The organism is Castellaniella sp., from assembly GCF_049650445.1.
GTDB lineage: Bacteria > Pseudomonadota > Gammaproteobacteria > Burkholderiales > Burkholderiaceae_B > Castellaniella.
In genome coordinates this window covers 45,183-63,102 of sequence record NZ_JBASAD010000015.1, presented here as the reverse complement: position 1 = coordinate 63,102, position 17,920 = coordinate 45,183, and the positions used below count along the sequence as shown (strand labels likewise).

General features: G+C 66.0%; 17 protein-coding genes. 4 read left to right on the top strand and 13 right to left on the bottom strand.

Annotated elements, in window-relative coordinates; all coding sequences use genetic code 11:
- Positions 1-160: 160 nt before the first annotated feature.
- The 10 genes from WA983_RS04405 to WA983_RS04360 form a co-directional block, all read right to left on the bottom strand.
- The gene (locus WA983_RS04405; RefSeq protein WP_424248788.1) at positions 161-1,663 is read right to left on the bottom strand and encodes an Nramp family divalent metal transporter; all 1,503 of its coding nucleotides are present in this window, start codon (positions 1,661-1,663) and stop codon (positions 161-163) included.
- Between the two features lie 131 nt (positions 1,664-1,794).
- A complete protein-coding gene (locus tag WA983_RS04400) occupies positions 1,795-2,424 on the bottom strand; it encodes a Maf family protein (RefSeq protein ID WP_424248787.1) in 630 nt (209 codons plus the stop codon).
- Between the two features lies 1 nt (position 2,425).
- Positions 2,426-3,868 carry a pyruvate kinase gene (pyk, locus tag WA983_RS04395; protein WP_424248790.1) on the bottom strand — a complete coding sequence of 481 codons (1,443 nt, stop codon included), beginning with the start codon at positions 3,866-3,868 and terminating at the stop codon, positions 2,426-2,428.
- 83 nt (positions 3,869-3,951) lie between these two features.
- On the bottom strand, positions 3,952-4,422 hold the full coding sequence (gene rlmH, locus WA983_RS04390; protein WP_424248785.1) for a 23S rRNA (pseudouridine(1915)-N(3))-methyltransferase RlmH: 471 nt from the start codon (positions 4,420-4,422) through the stop codon (positions 3,952-3,954).
- Between the two features lie 15 nt (positions 4,423-4,437).
- Positions 4,438-4,830 carry a ribosome silencing factor gene (rsfS, locus tag WA983_RS04385; RefSeq protein ID WP_424248783.1) on the bottom strand — a complete coding sequence of 131 codons (393 nt, stop codon included), beginning with the start codon at positions 4,828-4,830 and terminating at the stop codon, positions 4,438-4,440.
- Positions 4,827-5,429 (bottom strand): nicotinate (nicotinamide) nucleotide adenylyltransferase, encoded by a 603-nt coding sequence (gene nadD, locus WA983_RS04380; protein ID WP_424311642.1) that lies wholly within the window; start codon positions 5,427-5,429, stop codon positions 4,827-4,829. Before nadD ends, rsfS begins: the two co-directional genes overlap by 4 nt.
- Positions 5,420-6,322 carry an oxygen-dependent coproporphyrinogen oxidase gene (gene hemF, locus WA983_RS04375; RefSeq protein ID WP_424252199.1) on the bottom strand — a complete coding sequence of 301 codons (903 nt, stop codon included), beginning with the start codon at positions 6,320-6,322 and terminating at the stop codon, positions 5,420-5,422. The genes nadD and hemF overlap by 10 nt, the downstream gene beginning before the upstream one ends.
- Before the next feature lie 24 nt (positions 6,323-6,346).
- A complete protein-coding gene (purD, locus tag WA983_RS04370; protein ID WP_424252198.1) occupies positions 6,347-7,645 on the bottom strand; it encodes a phosphoribosylamine--glycine ligase in 1,299 nt (432 codons plus the stop codon).
- A complete protein-coding gene (locus WA983_RS04365) occupies positions 7,642-8,373 on the bottom strand; it encodes a YebC/PmpR family DNA-binding transcriptional regulator (RefSeq protein ID WP_424252196.1) in 732 nt (243 codons plus the stop codon). Before WA983_RS04365 ends, purD begins: the two co-directional genes overlap by 4 nt.
- Before the next feature lie 62 nt (positions 8,374-8,435).
- Positions 8,436-9,290, bottom strand: coding sequence for a DMT family transporter (locus tag WA983_RS04360; RefSeq protein ID WP_424252194.1), 855 nt, complete (start codon positions 9,288-9,290; stop codon positions 8,436-8,438).
- Between the two features lie 53 nt (positions 9,291-9,343).
- On the opposite strand from WA983_RS04360, the gene WA983_RS04355 reads away from it, so the two are divergent.
- Entirely contained in the window at positions 9,344-10,339 is a 996-nt protein-coding gene (locus tag WA983_RS04355; RefSeq protein WP_424252202.1) for a quinone oxidoreductase family protein, read from the top strand.
- On the opposite strand, the gene WA983_RS04350 is transcribed toward WA983_RS04355, so the two are convergent.
- Together WA983_RS04350 and pepN are read right to left on the bottom strand one after the other, a co-directional pair.
- Positions 10,340-11,350 carry a class 1 fructose-bisphosphatase gene (locus WA983_RS04350; RefSeq protein WP_424252192.1) on the bottom strand — a complete coding sequence of 337 codons (1,011 nt, stop codon included), beginning with the start codon at positions 11,348-11,350 and terminating at the stop codon, positions 10,340-10,342.
- Between the two features lie 129 nt (positions 11,351-11,479).
- Entirely contained in the window at positions 11,480-14,179 is a 2,700-nt protein-coding gene (gene pepN / locus WA983_RS04345; protein ID WP_424247196.1) for an aminopeptidase N, read from the bottom strand.
- 297 nt (positions 14,180-14,476) lie between these two features.
- Between pepN and WA983_RS04340 the strand changes: the two genes are divergently transcribed.
- Positions 14,477-15,040: a DUF4136 domain-containing protein gene (locus WA983_RS04340; protein ID WP_424247194.1), complete on the top strand. Its 564-nt coding sequence runs from the start codon at positions 14,477-14,479 to the stop codon at positions 15,038-15,040.
- Between the two features lie 6 nt (positions 15,041-15,046).
- Here WA983_RS04340 and WA983_RS04335 read toward each other — a convergent pair whose 3' ends face one another.
- Positions 15,047-15,421, bottom strand: coding sequence for an H-NS family nucleoid-associated regulatory protein (locus WA983_RS04335; RefSeq protein WP_424247198.1), 375 nt, complete (start codon positions 15,419-15,421; stop codon positions 15,047-15,049).
- A 182-nt stretch (positions 15,422-15,603) separates the two neighbouring features.
- On the opposite strand from WA983_RS04335, the gene WA983_RS04330 reads away from it, so the two are divergent.
- Together WA983_RS04330 and tldD are read left to right on the top strand one after the other, a co-directional pair.
- Positions 15,604-16,401 carry a carbon-nitrogen hydrolase family protein gene (locus WA983_RS04330; protein WP_424247192.1) on the top strand — a complete coding sequence of 266 codons (798 nt, stop codon included), beginning with the start codon at positions 15,604-15,606 and terminating at the stop codon, positions 16,399-16,401.
- 62 nt (positions 16,402-16,463) lie between these two features.
- Positions 16,464-17,918 carry a metalloprotease TldD gene (gene tldD, locus WA983_RS04325; RefSeq protein ID WP_424247190.1) on the top strand — a complete coding sequence of 485 codons (1,455 nt, stop codon included), beginning with the start codon at positions 16,464-16,466 and terminating at the stop codon, positions 17,916-17,918.
- Positions 17,919-17,920 lie beyond the last annotated feature (2 nt).

The following is a 17,920-nucleotide window of genomic DNA, read 5'->3' as shown; positions in this document are numbered from 1 at the left end:
CCCGAACAGGACAGTGAAACGCCTTCGCGCCGATGATAGTGGGTGGACACCTGTGAAAGTAGGTCATCGTCAGGCTTTTATTCCGCAAAGCCCCTGCAGAGTCTCTCTGCAGGGGCTTTGTCTTTTTGGAAAAGCTGTTTAGCTCAGAAAGCTTTCTAGATCAGAAAAGCTTCCCGAACTGATTGATCAGCAGGTAGACCGAGAAGCCGCCGTAAAACAGCACCGCCCACAGGACGGCGATATAACGAACGCCGCTCAGGCCGATCGCACGGGGCAGCATGCAGCGGTTCAGTTGAATCAGCAGCACCGAATACACGAACATCACCAGGCCGTTCAGCGCCGAGGCGATCACCAGAAGCAGCAGCGGCTGGCTGACACCCGAGAGCAGAATGATGGAGCCGAAGGCCACCATCAGCCAGACCACCAGGAAATACAGCCGGCTTTCCGTCCAGGTCTGGCTGTCGCGCAGCCAGTTGGTCTTGGCGATGTCCGCCACGATCCGGCCGATCATGTCCAGTACGGTCAGGTTGGTCGACAGCAGGACCACCACGCCGGTAAGCCAGAAAGCCGGTCCGGCCCAGGTGCCGACCTTCTCGTTCAGGTTTTCGCCCAGCAACCGCACGAAATCGAAATTCTGCGCGGTACTGCCGACGCCGACGTAGAGATAAGCCAGCATCATGAACAGCAGGATGGCGAACAGGCCCAGGACGAAGAACGTGATGAACTGTTCACGGTCGGCCACTTTCCACCAACCGTTCCAGCGCCGCATATTGGGCTCGTCCTGGCGGAAGAAATAGCCGATCGAGGCCTGGGTGGTTTCCTGGCCGGTGATGGGCGAGACGATCTTCGGCAGGTGCGCGCCCATGCCCAGACCTTTGTCGCGCACCCAGTTGGATTGGGCCAGGTTCATGACCCCGCCGGCTCCGGCGAAGGCGATGGCCCCCAGCAGCAAGGCGATGGGCAGCTTGCCGATGGATTCGGGGATCTTCGGGATCTCGGTCGTGAATCCTTCGACCAGGGCGCCCCAGGTCTGGCCGTTGAGCAGTCCCACGATGATGTAGATCATGAACAGGACGATCAGGGCGACGAGGAAGATCTGGATCTTTTCGACCGTCTGATACACCACGGGCGAGATGGTCAGGATGATCCCGATCAGCACCAGCGAGGCGATGGTGATGGGGATCACGGAACCCGCCGAGAGGCCGAAGGCATAGGTCAGCGCCGTGGAACTGCCGGTGGCCCAGCCGGGCCACATCCAGGGGATGACGGCCATGATGATGAACAGCCAGCTCCAGGGTTTCCACAGTCGTGTGAAACCCGTGACCGCCGTTTCCCCGGTGGCCAGCGTGTAGCGCGTGATTTCCATGTTCAGGAAATACTGGGTCAGGATGCCGATGGTGGCCAGCCAGACCAGCGCCAGGCCCGTCTGGGTGGAAATATAGGGCCACAGCACGAATTCGCCCGATCCGATCGAGCCGGCCAGCAGCAGGACGCTGGGGCCGATGACTTTTTTCAGGGGGAGGGGTTCGGGCAGATCGCGGTACGTGGCGGGGGGCAGGTTCCGGCTGCGGATTTCGTTGGCGACCTCGGGGGAGGGTGAGGCTGGATTGACGGTTTTATCGACCATATGCAAGACCTCTTGAGGGGTGAGAGGATGTGCCATGATGGTCATGCGATGCAGCCATGGCCACCACCGCGCGCCTGCGATGTTCAGCCAGGCGTCAGTGCATGCTAGGTGCACGAAGGAGAGGGGTCAAGACTTTATGAGGTCAACCGAGGGTTAACCTTGATCCTTCAATCTGGACGTAGCCTTGCCAGGAGCCGGCTGGTTTCGTGTGCAGGCAGGCCCATGACGCCGCTGTGGCTGCCTGCCAGATGGGCGATAAAGGCCGCTGCGCGGCCCTGGATGGCGTAGCTGCCCGCTTTGCCGAAGGGCTCGCCGCTGTCGACGTAGGTGGCAATGTCGGCCTGGGTGAGCGGCTGGAAGCGCACGGTGCTGATGCTGACAGCTTCGTGGAACGCGCCTTGGTGTGTCAGGACCACTGCGGTGTGGACCTCATGGTCGCGGCCGGACAGGCGGCGCAGCATGTCGGCGGCGTCGGCCGCATCGTGCGGTTTGCCCAGCACGTCGCCGCCCAGGATCACCGTGGTGTCGGCGCACAGGATGGGGGCATTCCGCCATGCGGCGGGCCAGTCGACGGGCAGCGGTTCAGGCCGGCCATCTGCCGCCAGCCAGGCGGCTGCGCGTTCGGCCTTGTCCCGTGCGGTCCGGCGGACGTAGTCGGCGGCCGGCTCGCCCGGCAGGCGGGGCTCGTCCTCGCCCTCCGGCGCGGGTACGCGCAGGATGCCGTGGGGGATGCCCAACTGGTCCAGGATCTCGTGGCGGCGGGGGCTGGCCGAGGCCAGCAGAATGAAGGGCGGCATCTCAGCTCACCCGCAGGATTTTCAGGCCGTTGGTGCCGCCGCTGTCGCTGTAGAAGTCACCCTTGGTCAGGATGATCCAGTCGCCGGCCTGCAGCAGCCCCCGCTGGCGCAGAATGTCGATGGCGGCGTCGCTGACCTCCGCGGGCGGCAGCGCGGCTGCGTCGAAGGGCACGGTGTAGACGCCGCGGAACAGGGCGGCGCGGCGTTGGGTGGCGGGGTGCCGGGTATAGCAGTAGATGGGCACGCCGGAGCGGATGCGCGACATGATGAGCGGGGTATGGCCGCTTTCGGTCAGGCTGATGATGGCCTTGATGCCGGGGAAGTGATTGGCGGCGTACATGCTGGCCAGGGCGATGGTTTCGTCGCAGCGCGAGAAGGTCTCGCCCAGGCGGTGGCCCGAGCGGATGCTGATGGGTTCCTGTTCCGCGCCCAGGCAGATCCGCGCCATGGCCTGGACGGCTTCGACGGGGTAGTCCCCCGAGGCGGATTCGGCCGACAGCATGACCGCGTCGGTGTAGTCGAGTACTGCGTTGGCGACGTCGGAGACCTCGGCGCGGGTCGGGATCGGGCTGGCGATCATGGACTCCATCATCTGGGTCGCGGTGATCACCAGCTTGTTCAGTGTGCGGGCGTGCTGGATGATGCGCTTCTGGATGCCGACCAGCCGGGCGTCGCCGATTTCCACGCCCAGGTCGCCCCGGGCCACCATCACGCCGTCGCTGGCGCGGATCAGATCGTCCAGCGCCGCGTCGTCGGCCACGGCCTCGGCTCGCTCGATCTTGGCGATGATCCAGGCGGGGCTGCCAGCCTCGCGCACCAGCCGGCGCGCCTGTTCGATGTCGGCACCCTCGCGGGGGAAGGACACGGCCACGTAGTCGAGTTCAAGCTCTGCGGCCAGCAGGATGTCCTGGCGGTCCTTGTCGGTCAGGCTGGGAGCCGAGATGCCGCCACCGCGCCGGTTGATGCCCTTGTTGTTGGACAGGGGGCCGCCGACTTCGACCCGGGTGTGGACGGAGACCGCGTCCACGGACACGACGCGCAGAATCACCCGGCCGTCGTCCAGCAGCAGTTCGTCGTCCGGGATGCAGTCCTGGACCAGCGGCGGATATTCGATGCCCACGATCGCGGCGGTGCCGGCGTCCAGCGGATGCTCGATGGACAGGGTGAAGGCGTCGCCCGGGTGCAGCGCCACGGGGCCGTCGGCGAAGCGGCCGATGCGGATCTTCGGCCCCTGAAGATCGCCCATCAAGGCGATGTGGCGGTCGTGCCGGGCAGCGATCTCGCGCACCAGGCGGACCCGCTCACGGTGGTCCTCGGGTTGACCGTGGGAAAAATTCAGCCGGGCCACGTCCAGGCCGGCCAGGATCAGGGCTTCGATGCGTTCGGGGCTGGAGGTCGCGGGTCCCAGCGTGGCGATGATCTTGGTGCGGCGGCGGGCGGTCATGGTCTGCGGGAGGCTGTTCAAGGGATTCCAAGCATACCCCAGCCGCATGTCATGTGCCGTATCCCGCGCCGCGCCGGCGTGTTTCAGTCGCGATGGTAGGGGTGGCCCGTCAGGATGGTCCAGGCGCGGTAGAGCTGCTCGGCCAGCAGAATCCGGACCATGGGATGCGGCAGCGTCAGCGAGGACAGGCGCAGGGTCTGGCGGGCGGTCTGTTTCAGCGTCGGGTCCAGCCCGTCGGGGCCGCCCACGATGAGGGCGACGTCACTGCCGCCGGAGCGCCAGGTTTCCAGGTGTCCGGCCAGATCCCGCGTCGTCAGGTCGCGACCGTGTTCGTCCAGGATGACGCGCCAGGCGTGGGCGGGCAGGGCGGCTTCGATGCGCTGGGCCTCGGCCAGCATCAGTTGTTGGGCGGTCTTGCCGCTGGTGCGGGGCTCGGGACGGATTTCGTGCAGTTCCAGGGCGCAGTCGCGGGGCATGCGCTTGGCGAAGTCCTGCCAGGCGGTCTGGACCCAGGTCGGCATGCGGGTGCCGACGGCGTAGACCAGGAGTTTCATCGCGGAGACCGGGGCTCAGTCTTCGTCGAAGTCCATCGGCTCGCTGGCCTGGGCCGGGCCGGTGGACAGCAGCCGGACGCGCACCGGTTTGGCGCCCCAGATTTCTTCCAGGTTGTAATAGGTGCGGATGGCCGGCTGCATGCAGTGCACCACGATGTCGCCCAGGTCGACCAGCAGCCATTCGCCGGTGTCTTCTCCCTCGAAGGCAACGATCTCCAGACCGTGTTTCTTGGCCTGATCGGCCACGTGGCTGGCGATGGAGCGCGTCTGGCGGTTGGAGGTGCCGCTGGCGATGATGACGCGGTCGAACAGGCCGGTCAGGCCCGTGGTGTTGAAGACCTTGATGTCCTGGGCCTTGGCGTCTTCCAGAGCGTCAATGACGAGGCGTTGCTGTTTTTGCAGGTTCATGTGTTGGGGTCCAGGTAGAGCCGATGGGCGTGGATGTAGTCCAGTACGCGGGGGGGCAGCATCGCGTCGACGGGCCGGCCGGCCGCCAGGTCCCGCCGGATCGCGGTGGCGGAAATCGGCTGTGGGGTGAAGGGAATCCGGACTAGCCCGTCGGGCGGCAGCGCCTGCGCCAGTTCGGGCGAGGGCGCGACGGGTGTGCCGGGACGTTCGGCCACGGCCAGCCGGACGTGTTGCAGCAGTTCGCGCCAACGGTGCCAGGTGCAGAAATTGGCCAGTTGGTCCGAGCCCAGAATCCAGGTGTAGCGGGCTGTGGCGGGCAGGGCCGCGAGGGTGTCGATGGTGTAGGTCACGCCGGCGCGGTGCAGTTCGATCGGGTTGACGCGCAGGCCGGGGTCGTCGGCGCAGGCCAGTTCCAGCATGCGCAGCCGGTGTTCCGATGTAGCGCCCAGGCGGCCGCGCTGCCAGGGGCGCGCGGCCGGCAGCAGTTCCACGTGCTCCAGCCCCAGGGCATCCCGGGCGGCTTGCGCCAGGGCGATGTGGGCCCGGTGGACCGGATCGAAGCTTCCGCCCAGCAGGCCGACCTGAGGCGTCACAGCCATGCGCGTGGCCGCAGATAGTCGGCCAGGGCCGATTCCGGCGACCCGGGTTCGGGTGTCCAGTCGTAGCGCCATTGGGCAACGGGCGGCATGGACAGCAGAATGGATTCGGTGCGCCCGCCCGATTGCAGGCCGAACAGCGTACCCCGGTCGTAGACCAGATTGAATTCGACGTAGCGCCCGCGCCGGTAGGCCTGGAAGGCGCGTTCGCGTTCGCCATAGGGCGTGTCGCGCCGGGCCTGGACGATGGGTGCGTAAGCCGGGATGAAGCAGTTGCCCACCGCCTGGGTCAGGGCGAAGCAGGTATCGAAGTCCGGGGTGTTCAGGTCGTCGAAGAACAGGCCGCCCACGCCGCGGGTTTCGCCCCTGTGGCGCAGCAGGAAATAGTCGTCGCACCAGGCCTTGTAGCGGGGATACTTGTCGTCGCCGAAGGGCGCGACCGCATCGTGGCACACCTGGTGAAAATGGCGCGCGTCAGATTCGACCGGGTAGTAGGGGGTCAGGTCCAGGCCGCCGCCGAACCAGAAGACGTCGGTGTCGCCGCCCTTGCCGTGGGCGACGAACAGGCGCACGTTCATGTGTGTGGTCGGCACGTGGGGATTGCGCGGGTGCAGCACCATGGATACGCCCATGGCTTCCCAGCCGCGCCCGGCCAGTTCGGGCCGGTGGGCGCTGGCCGAGGGGGGCAGGGTGTCGCCGCGCACGTGGCTGAACAGCACGCCGGCGCGTTCGAAGACCGCGCCGTTTTCACAATACCGGGCCAGACCGCCGCCACCCTCGGGGCGCGCCCAGGGATCGCGGCCGAAGGCGGCGCCTTCGAGGTCTTCCAGGGACCGGACGATGCGGTCCTGGAGATCGGAAAAGGTGTCGTGGACCAGGGAGACGGGGACGTGCATGTCAGGATCTGTGCGGGGCAATGATCAATCGTGCCGCTTGCCGGCGGCCAGGGCACGCCAGCCGATGTCGCGGCGGAACTGACGGCCTTCGAATTGGGTCTGGTTGACGGCGTCGTAGGCGGTCTGCTGGGCGCGGCGGATGGAATCGGCCAGCGCGGTGACGCACAGCACCCGTCCGCCGCTGGTGCGCAGCGGACCGCCATCGGTCGTGGTGCCGGCGTGAAACGTGATGCAATCGGCGGTATCCGGTGCCAGTGACGTGATCGGGTCGCCCTTGCGGGGGGCATCCGGGTAGCCGGCTGCGGCAAGCACCACGCCCACGGCGGTGCGCCGGTCCCAGTCGATCTCGGCCTGGTCCAGCGTACCGTCCAGGGCGTGTTCCAGGGTTTCGGAAAAATCACTTTTCACGCGCAGCATGATGGGCTGGGTTTCCGGATCGCCCAGGCGACAGTTGAATTCCAGGACCTTCAGGCTGCGGCTGGCGTCGGGGCCCGGGCCGATCATCAGGCCGGCGTACAGAAAGCCGGTGTAGGGGATGCCGTCGTGCGCCATGCCCTGCATTGTCGGCTGAATGATTTCGCGCATGATGCGGTTGTGCAGGGCGGGGGTGACGATGGGGGCGGGCGAGTAGGCGCCCATGCCGCCGGTGTTGGGGCCCGCGTCGCCGTCGAGCAGGCGCTTGTGGTCCTGGCTGGTGGCTAGTGGCAGGACGTGCTGGCCGTCGCACATGACGATGAAGCTGGCTTCTTCGCCGTCGAGGAATTCTTCGATCACCACGCGGGCGCCGGCCGCGCCGAAGGCGCCGTGTTCGCCCAGCATGTGGTCGACGGCGGCCAGGGCCTCGTCCAGGTCCAGGGCCACGACCACGCCCTTGCCGGCGGCCAGACCGTCGGCCTTGACGACGATGGGCGCGCCCTGGGCGCGGATGTAGGCGCGGGCCTCGTCGGGGTCGGTGAAGGTGCCGTAGGCTGCGGTGGGGATGGCGTGGCGCACCATGAAGGCCTTGGCGTAGTCCTTCGAGCTTTCGAGCTGCGCGGCGGTCCGGGTGGGGCCGAAGATGCGCAGTCCGGCGGCGCGGAAGGCATCTACGATGCCGGCGGCCAGCGGTGCCTCGGGGCCGACGACAGTGAAGGCGATCTTTTCCTGACGGGCGAACTCGATCAGGGCGTCGATGTCCTGCAGCGGCAGGTTTTCAAGGGTTGGCGCACGGTCGGTGCCGCCGTTGCCCGGCGCCACGTAGACTTTGTGCACCCGGGGAGACTGGGACAAACGCCAGGCCAGGGCATGTTCGCGGCCGCCGGAGCCGATGACGAGCAGTTTCATTCGGCTTCGTCCAGGATGGCGGTGGTGTAGACCTCCTGGACGTCGTCCAGGTCTTCCAGGAGATCGATGATCTTTTGCATCCGCTCGGCATCTTCGCCAGCCAGCTCGACCTTGGACAGGGCTTTCATGACGACGCCGTGGATCTCGGCCTGCAGGCCCGCGGCGTCGAAGGCCTGTTTCAGGGCGGCGTAGTCGCCGGGTTCGCAGGTGACTTCGATCACGCCTTCTTCGTCGGACTGGACGTCGTCGGCGCCATTGTCCAGGGCCAGGTCCATGACCTGTTCTTCGGAGGTGCCCGGAGCGAAGATGAACTGGCCGCAGTGCTTGAACATGAAGACCACGCTGCCGTCCTGGCCCAGATTGCCGCCGTGCTTGGCGAGCGTGTGGCGGACTTCGGACACGGTGCGCTGGCGATTGTCGGTCATGCAGTCGATGATCAGGGCCGCACCGCCGATGCCGTAGCCTTCGTAGCGGATTTCTTCGTAGTTGGCGCCGTCGTCGGTGCCGGCCCCGCGCTGGATGGCGCGCAGGACGTTGTCCTTGGGCATGTTGGCGGCCATGGCCTTGTCCCAGGCCAGGCGCAGGGCGGGGTTGGCATCCGGATCGGGGCCGCCGGCACGGGCGGCCACGGTGATTTCACGGATGATCTTGGTCCAGAGCTTGCCGCGCTTGGCGTCCTGACGCCCTTTGCGGTGCTGGATGTTTGCCCATTTGCTGTGTCCGGCCATGTTGGTTCGAGTTCAAAGAGGATGCGTTCAAAGAACCTTCGATTTTAACCTCTCGGGCCGAATCAGTCTGCGGTGTTGCGTTGCAGGCCTGCCCAGACGATCGCCCCGATGATGAGGGCGCCGCCCGCCAGTGCGCGCGCCGATGGATATTGTGCGAACAGGAGGGCCGCGAACAGGATGGCGTAGACCGGTTCCAGGGCGATCACGATGCCGGCGGTGCGCGCCTTCAGATGCGTCAGACTGGTGACCATCAAGGCGTGGGCCAGGGCGGTGCAAAAGACGCCCAGGATGGACAGCCAGAGCCAGTCCAGGGGGCGCAGCCCCGCAAATTCCGTCAGGCACCAGGGCAGGGTCAGCAGGGCGACGATGCCGTTTTCCCAGCAGGCCAGTTCGCGGGCCGGCAACAAGCCGACGGCCTTGCGGTTGGACAGGGTGAACAGGGCGAAGGACAGGCCCGAGGCCAACGCCCAACCCAGGCCGACGGTGGCCGCGCTGGAATCGAAGGATGGTGTGACCAGCACCAGGCCTGCGGTGACCAGCCCGACCACGACCCATTCGTACGCCTGGGTGCGTTCCTTGAACAGGAAACCCTCGAGCAGGATGATGAAGGCGGGAAAGCTGGCAAAGCCCAGGGTGGCGATGGCGATGCCGCCGACTTTCACGGCGACGAAGAAGGTCGTCCAGTGGACTGCCAGCAGCACGCCCGCAGCCAGCAGCACAGGCAGGGCGTGGCGGTTGGGCCACACAGGCCGGTGGCCGGCGCGGATCATGGACAGCAGCAGGGTCGCCGCGGCGAATGCGGCACGGCCTGCCGTGATCAGGACGGCACTGGCCTGGATCAGTTCGCCGAAAATACCGGTCAGCCCGAACAGGACGGCGGTGAGGTGGATGGCCGTCGTGGCTTGGCGGGAATTCATGCTAGTCTGATTCGGTGTCGAACGGTCAGGCCCGGCGAGGGCCATGGGAGTCCATCGTGGAAAAACTGGAAAGAGCCCGGGTCATCCGGATCCATGGGCATGGCGGGCCTGAACTGATGCGGCTGGAAGAAATCGACGTCCCGCCGCCCGCGCCGCACGAGGTCCGTATTCGCCAGAAGGCGATCGGCCTGAATTTCATCGACATCTATTGTCGCACGGGGCTGTATCCTAACCCGCTGCCGCACGGCCTGGGGTTCGAGGCCGCCGGCGTGGTCGAGTCGACAGGGGCCGAGGTGCGCCACCTGCGCGTGGGCGACCGGGTGGCCTACGGGCAAAGCCCGATCGGCGCCTATGCGAACCTGCGCAACGTACCTGCCGACCGGGTCGTGCGCATACCCGACGGCGTCAGTTTCGAGCAGGCCGCCGCGCTGATGCTCAAGGGCCTGACGGTGCAGTATCTGTTCCGCCAGACCTATCGGCTGCAAGGCAACGAGACGATCCTGTTCCATGCCGCCGCGGGCGGCGTCGGGCTGATCGCCTGCCAGTGGGCCAGGGCGCTGGGTGTGCGCCTGATCGGCACCGCCTCCACCCCGGAAAAGGCGGCGCTGGCGCGCCGCCACGGCGCCTGGGAAGTGATCGACTCCAGCCGGGAGGACATCGTCGCGCGGGTCAAGGAACTGACCGGGGGCCGCAAGGTCCCGGTGGTCTATGACGGCGTGGGCAAGAGCACGTGGGAAATCTCGCTCGACTGTCTGCAGCCGCGCGGCCTGATGGTCAGCTTCGGCAACGCGTCCGGGCCGGTCGAGGGGGTGAACCTGGGCGTGCTGGCGGCCAAGGGCTCGCTGTACGTCACCCGGCCGACGCTCGCCACCCACGTGCCCACCGCCCAGGCCATGCAGGCCGCCGCCGACGAACTGTTCGAACTGGTGACGGCCGGCAAGCTGGATATCGTCATCGGCCAGCGCTTCGCCCTGGCGGACGCCGCGCGGGCGCACGAGGCGCTGAATGCGCGCGGCACGACGGGCGCGACGGTGCTGACCCTGGACTGATCAGGCTTCCTGGTGATAGCGCTGCAGGCGTTCGACTTCCTCGCGTGAACCCAGGATGACGCCGACGCGCTGGTGCAGGGCGTCGGGCTGGATGTCCAGGATGCGGCCGGCGCCGTCGATGGCGCACCCGCCCGCCTGCTCGACCAGGAAGCTCATGGGGTTGGCTTCGTACATCAGGCGCAGCTTGCCCTTGCGCCCGGAAGCGCGGGCGTCGCGCGGGTACATGAAGATCCCGCCGCGCGTCAGGATGCGGTGCACGTCGGCCACCATGGACGCGATCCAGCGCATGTTGTAGTTCTTGCCCAGGGGGCCGGTCTCGCCTTGCAGGCACTCGTCGATGTAGCGGCGCACGGGCGCTTCCCAGTGCCGCATATTGGACATGTTGATGGCGAATTCCGCCGTCTGTTCGGGCAGGCGGATGTTTTCGTGCGTCAGCAGCCAGGACCCCATTTCGCGGTCCAGTGTGAAGCCCATGACGCCGGCGCCCACGGTCAGCACCAGCATGGTCTGCGGGCCGTAGATGGCGTAACCGGCGGCGACCTGGCGGGTGCCGGGCTGCAGGAAGTCTTCTTCGGCGATTTCGCGGCCGGCGGCCTCGGCGGGGGCCTGCAGCACGGAAAATATCGTGCCGATGGACACGTTCACGTCGATGTTCGAGGAACCGTCCAGGGGATCGAACAGCAGCAGGTTCTGGCCCTTGGGGTAATGGTTGGGGATGCGGTGGATGGTCTGCATTTCCTCGGAGGCCATGGCCGCCAGGTTGCCGCCCCATTCATTGGCTTCCAGCAGGATTTCGTTCGACAGTACGTCGAGCTTTTTCTGCACCTCGCCCTGGACATTTTCCGTGCCCAGGCTGCCGAGCACGCCGCCCAGCGCCCCCTTGCTGACGGCGTGGCTGATCGCCTTGCAGGCGCGCGAGACGGTTTCGATCAGCAGGCGGACTTCGGCCGAAACGGCCTTGTGCTGGCGCTGCTGTTCGACCAGGTACTGAGTCAAGGTCTTGTATTTCACGTGAGTTCCCTGAAAAGAAAAGTAAATACGGTATGGATGTCGGGCCGTCTGCGCCCAGGTCGCGGCCTGCAGGCCGCTTCGATTCGTCTGACATGGGACAGTCCGCAGTGGACTGTCCCATGTCCCGCCTCATCCCAACGCCTTGGAGACGATCTCCCGGACATTGCGCGACAGGTCGGGCGCATCCAGCACGCGCTGCAAGGCGGCCTGCATGCCGGCGCGGGCGACGGGCTCGTGGCGCGCCCAGTTGTCGAAGGCGCGTGACAGGCGCGCGGCGACTTCCGGGTTCAGGGCGTCGAGCGCCAGCACCTGTTCGGCCCAGAAGTCGTAGCCTTCGGGGGTGTGCAGATTGCCGGGGTTGTCCAGGCAGAAGCGGAACACGACGGCGCGGGCGCGGTTGGGATTGCGCAGCGAGAAGTCCGGCAGGGCCATCAGGGCGCGTACACCGGCCACCGTGCAACCCGGCGCGCTGGCCTGGGCGCCGAACCAGCGATCCAGCACCAGAGGGTCGTCGCGCCAGCGGGCGTGGAAGCCGGCCAGCGGCTCGGCGGCCGCCTGCGGGGCGTGTTGCAGCAAGGCGCTGAGCGCGCCCAGGCTTTCGGTCATGTTGCGGGCCTGGCCGTATTGCGCCAGGGCCAGCGTGACGGCGTCTGTCACCTGTCCGGCCAGCAGATAGTCCAGGGCCAGGTTGCGCAGCGCGCGGCGCCCGGACGAAACCGGATCCGGTGAATAGGGGCGGCCGTCGTCGGCCAGCGTGTCGTAGGTGGTGCGCCAGGCTGCGGCGAGTTGCGCGCCCAGCGCCTGCCGGGTCCCGGTCCAGGCCGCCACGGCGGCGCGCGGGTCCATGGGTTCGCTGCGGTCGATGACCTCGCGCACAGCAGGCAGGGTCAGCAGCCGCGCCCGGTAGGCGGGTGACAGGGCCTGGTCATTGAGTGCGGCGCGCCAGATGTCCAGCAGCGTGTCCGGTGCCGGTTGCGCGCCGCCGTCGCGATCGGCCCGCATGCAGGCCTGGAGGTGGCGGTGGGCGGTTTCCTGGACGGCGTCCCAGCGGGCGAACGGGTCCGGGTCGTGGCGTGCCAGCAGGGCCAGATCGTTCGTCGTGCGCTCGGTGTCCAGGATGACGGGCGCGGAGAAATCGCGCAGCAGCGACAGGATGGGCGCGCGCGGAATGTCCTTCAAGGTCCAGGTCTGGCGGGCTTCGCGCAGTTCCAGGAGGATGGTGTCGCGAGGCTTGCCTTCCCACTGAATAGGCATAGGCCGGCCGTCCGCGTCGATCAGGCCCAGTGCCACCGGGATGTGCAGGGGTGGTTTTTCGATCGGAGAGGATTGCCGGGTCTCCAGGCCTGCGGGCGCGCAGTGTTGTTCCAGCGTGATGCGGCAGGTGCGGGCGGCGGCGTCGTAATCCGAGCGCACCCGGACGCGCGGGGTGCCGGCCTGGGCATACCAGCGCCTGAAGACGGCAAAGTCCTGGCCCGGATGCTGTTGGGTGTAGACGGATTCCATGGCATCGACAAAGGCGTCGCAGGTCACTGCCTGGCCGTCGTGGCGGCGGAAGTATTCGTCCATGCCGGCGCGGAATCCCGCTTCTCCCAGCAGGGTGTGCTGCATGCGGATGACTTCCGCGCCTTTTTCATAGACCGTGGCGGTGTAGAAGTTGCCGATTTCCTGGTAGCTGTCCGGCCGGATGGGGTGGGCCATGGGGCCGGCGTCCTCGGGGAACTGGGCCAGTCGCAGGGTGTGGACGTCGTCGATGCGCTTGACCGCCCGGGCGCTGGCGGCTTCGGCGGGCGGCAGGCCGTTGGCCAGCATGTCGGCGGAAAACTCCTGGTCGCGAAAGACCGTCAGGCCCTCTTTCAGGGACAACTGGAACCAGTCGCGGCAGGTGACGCGGTTGCCGGTCCAGTTATGGAAGTATTCATGGCCGATCACGGCCTCGATGCCACGATAGGCGGCGTCCGTGGCGGTATCGGGATCGGCCAGGACGTAGGCGGCGTTGAAGACATTCAGGCCTTTGTTTTCCATGGCGCCCATATTGAAGTCGCGCGCTGCCACGACCATGAAGCGGTCCAGATCCAGTTCCAGACCGAAGCGCCGCTCGTCCCATCGCAGGGCGTTTTCCAGGCAATCCAGCGCCCAGCGGGTCTGTTCCCGGCAGCCCTTGTCGCTATAGACTTGCAGCAGCGCTTCGCGGCCGCCTTGGGTGGTCACGGTGCGTTCGATGCAATCGAAATCACCGGCGACCAGGGCGAACAGATAACTGGGCTTGGGATGAGGGTCTCGCCACAGGGCCTGATGGCGGCCGTCCGGCAGGCCGGCCTGCTCGATCAGGTTGCCGTTGGACAGCAGCAGCGGGTAGGCTGCCGGATCGGCGCGCAGCAGCACCTCGAAGCGCGCCATCACGTCAGGCCGGTCCGGGAACCAGGTGATGCGGCGGAACCCTTGGGCTTCGCACTGAGTGAAAAGATTGTCGCCCGAGACGTACAGACCCATCAGGCTGGTATTGTCCGCCGGCCGGCACAGGCTGACGATGCCGATGGTGAAGGGCTTGCCATGCCCCGGCGGGATCAGGCTGAGCGTGTCATCCGTCAACTGGTATTCGTCGGCGGCCAGCGGCCGGCCGTCGAGGCGGACTTCGACCAGTTCCAGGTCTTCGCCATGCAGCACCAGCGGAGTGCCCGGCGCAGTGTCCGGCGCCGGCTCGAAGCGCAGTTCGGAACGCACCCGGGTGGATTTCGCCGCCAGGTCGAATTCCAGCCGGACCTGGGGCAGCCGGTAGGGATAGGGGGTGTAATCCTGGCGAAAGATGGTGGGGGCCGTGTCCGTGCGCATGAGTCTGTATCCGAAAAGCGGTTCTCGCGTCCTCGCCATTGTAGTCGGCGCCGCCGCTTGTGCCGGTTCGCGGTGGGGGCTGTATCGGGGTGCAACGGCTGGCTGTTCGCGCAGCGCGGCTGCGCCTATGATTGAAGAATGTGAATGGAAGACGAAGACGCATCATGACTTGAAGCATCATGATGCTCCGACCCGGGCTTCTGGAATCAGGATGGGATCTACATGAAGGGCAGTGGAATGGATGCGGCAGCGATGAGACGCGGGTGGGGCCGGTGGTTTGCCGGATTATGCCTGGCAATGATGCTGGGGGGATGCGCGTCGGTGTTTTCCGCGCAGGTCACGCGGTATCAGCAATGGCCGGAAAATACCCAGGGAGCGACCTATTGGATCGAGCCCGGCGAACAGCAGCGCAATAATCTGCAGTTTCAGACGTATGCCGATACGGTGCGCGCCGCGCTGGGGCCGACGGGACTGGTAGAAGCCCAATCGGCAGGTGCGGCCCGTTTCACGGTGCATATGGAATACGACAGTCCGCTTGAGCGTGAATGGCGCCAGGAATTCGTCGATCCGTATATGTATCCCGGATTTTACGGACCGTATGCCGGTTTTCATCATCCCCGCTGGGGCTGGGGGATGGGGCCGGCGATTCAAACCGTCGCGGTGGACGTATATCGCCTGACCTTATCCGTGCGGATCGACGACCGGACGCAGCAGGGGCGCGAGGTCTATCGCGCCACGGCGGTGGCGTCCAGCCGGCAGGATCAATTGGGCGCGGCCATGCCGTATCTGGCGCGCGCCCTGTTCGACCGTTTCCCTGGCCGCAATGGCCAGGTGGTCGAGGTGCGTTATCCTGTCGAGTGAAACCGCTCAGGCGGATTCGGCAGCGATCAGGAAGGAATCGCGCGGGGTGCCGGCGGCTTCTGCGTCGGTAATCCAGCGCGGGGCCTTGCCGCGGCCCGTCCAGGTGGCCTGGGTTTCGGGATGGCGGTATTTCGGGGCGATCACGCGTTTGGCCGCCGTGCTGGCCTTGCGCGGGGCTGCGCCGGGAGCACGTCCAGCCGGCTTGCGGCCGAAGGCAGCGGCGATTTCTTCGGGGGTGATGTCATATTGGCGCATGGCGCGCACGATCTCGGTGATCTTGGGCTTGCGCTGTTTGGCGTGCAGCGTCTGGATCTTTTTCTGGAGCTTGGCCATTTCTTTTTCGAGACGGGATTTTTCAGTGTTATAGCTGGTACGGGTCATCATGGCTCCATTTGAGAGAATCGATATGGTGGCTGGATTAAAAATGGTTTGTACTCGAATGCCAGCGAGTGATTTTAAACGTATTTCATGGGCTGTGCGCAATATCCGTCATTTCGAACTGTGACCGGGTCGCGAAATTCATTCGATAATCGGGAGTATTCATGAACGGGCAGGACCATTCAATGCGAGTCGCAGCGGTGCAGATGGTATCGGGAATGGAGGTCGAAGATAATCTGGAGCAGGCGGCCAGGGGAATCGGACACGCGGTTTCCGGTGGCGCGACGCTGGTGGCGCTGCCTGAATACTTTTGTTTCATGGGGCGGCACGACACGGATAAACTGCCGCTGGCTGAAACACCGGGTGATGGGCCGATTCAGGCGTTTCTTGCGGATCAGGCGCGGCGCCACGGTATCTGGCTGGTGGGGGGCACGCTGCCCATGCACAGTCCGGATGAGGGCCGGGTGTATAACACCTGCCTGGTTTATGACCCGCAAGGCCAGGTCTGCGCCCGGTATGACAAGATCCATCTATTCAGTTTTCAGCGCGGACAGGAATCCTATGACGAATCACGGGCCATTCGTCCCGGAGATGAATCACCTCAGGTATTCGATACGCCGTTTGGGCGCACGGCATTGGGGATTTGCTATGACCTGCGCTTTCCCGAATTTTTTCGGGCACAGGGGGACGTGCGACTGATGGTGCTGCCGGCCGCTTTTACCTGGACCACGGGTTCGGTACACTGGGAAGTCCTGCTGCGCGCGCGGGCCATCGAAAACCAGTGTTATGTGCTGGCCAGCGCCCAGGGCGGCACACATGCCAATGGCCGGCGTACCTGGGGGCATTCGATGCTGATCGATCCCTGGGGTGAAATCCTGGATTGTCTGCCCGAAGGCCCTGGCGTGGCTGCCGGCGTGCTGGAGGCTGACCGATTGGCGGCGGTACGGGAGTCCCTGCCGGCGCTGCGCCATCGGGTGCTTTGAAAAGAAATAAAGCAAAGGCCGCGCATGGGCGCGTCCTGATGATTGATGATGAATGGTGTCAGATGAAACTAGTTGAACCGGGCCTGGATGCCCTGAATACCGCCCGGACGCTGCTGCTGGAACCCTGGGGGCTGGACGAATCCCATCTGGCGCGCGCGCTGTCGGATATTCACAGCCATCGGGTCGATTATGCCGACCTGTATTTTCAATATAGCTGCTCCGAAGGCTGGAGCCTGGAAGAAGGCATCGTCAAGACTGGCAGTTTTTCCATCGACCAGGGTGTGGGCGTGCGTGCCGTCAGCGGCGAGAAAACCGCTTTTGCCTATTCAGACAGCCTGTCGCCGGATGCCCTGATGTCCTCGGCACGGGCAGTGCGCACCATCGCGCGTCAGGGCGCGGGCCGGACGCGCGTCGATGGGGGCCTGGAGACACCCCATCATCTGTATCCGGCCGTCAATCCCGTGGATTCGCTGTCCGCCCCGGACAAGGTGGCTCTGCTGGAGCGGGTCGAACGCATGGCGCGCGCCGCCGATCCGGAAATCATCCAGGTCATGGCCGGCCTGGCGGCCGAATATGACGTGATCATGGTGGCCGGCAGCGACGGCCGGCTGGTGGCCGACGTGCGCCCTCTGGTACGCCTGTCCTTGACGGTCATTGCCGAACGCAAAGGACGGCGGGAAATGGGCCACGGCGGCGGGGGCGGGCGCACCGGACTGGCCTATTTCACCGACGAGGTCCTGCGCGGCTACGTCGAGCGCGCTGTGCACGAAGCCCGCGTCAATCTCGAAGCCCGGCCGGCACCGGCGGGCCAGATGACGGTGGTGCTGGGTTCCGGCTGGCCCGGCATCCTGCTGCACGAGGCGGTCGGCCACGGTCTGGAAGGCGACTTCAACCGCAAGGGTTCCAGCGTGTTTTCCGGCCGGATCGGTGAACGTGTCGCTTCACGCGGTGTCACAGTAGTGGACGACGGCACGCTGGCGGATCGGCGCGGTTCCCTGAACGTGGACGACGAGGGCCATCCCACCCAGCGCAACGTCCTGATCGAGGACGGCATCCTGCGCGGCTACATGCAGGATTCCATGAACGCCCGCCTGATGAAGCAAGCCCCCACCGGCAACGGGCGGCGCGAATCCTACGCGCACCTGCCCATGCCGCGCATGACCAACACCTACATGCTGGCCGGCAAAGACAATCCCAAGGACATCATTGCCTCGGTGGACCGTGGTCTGTATGCCGTCAATTTTGGCGGCGGCCAGGTGGACATCACCAGCGGCAAGTTCGTGTTCTCGGCGTCCGAGGCCTACCTGATCGAGAACGGCCGCGTCACCCATCCCGTCAAGGGGGCCACGCTGATCGGCAGCGGCCCCGAGGCCATGGGCCGCATCGCCATGATCGGCGACGATCTGGCCCTGGATTCCGGGGTAGGCACCTGCGGCAAAGAGGGCCAGAGCGTGCCCGTCGGGGTCGGCATGCCGACCCTGCGCATCGATGGACTGACGGTGGGCGGGACGGCCTGATT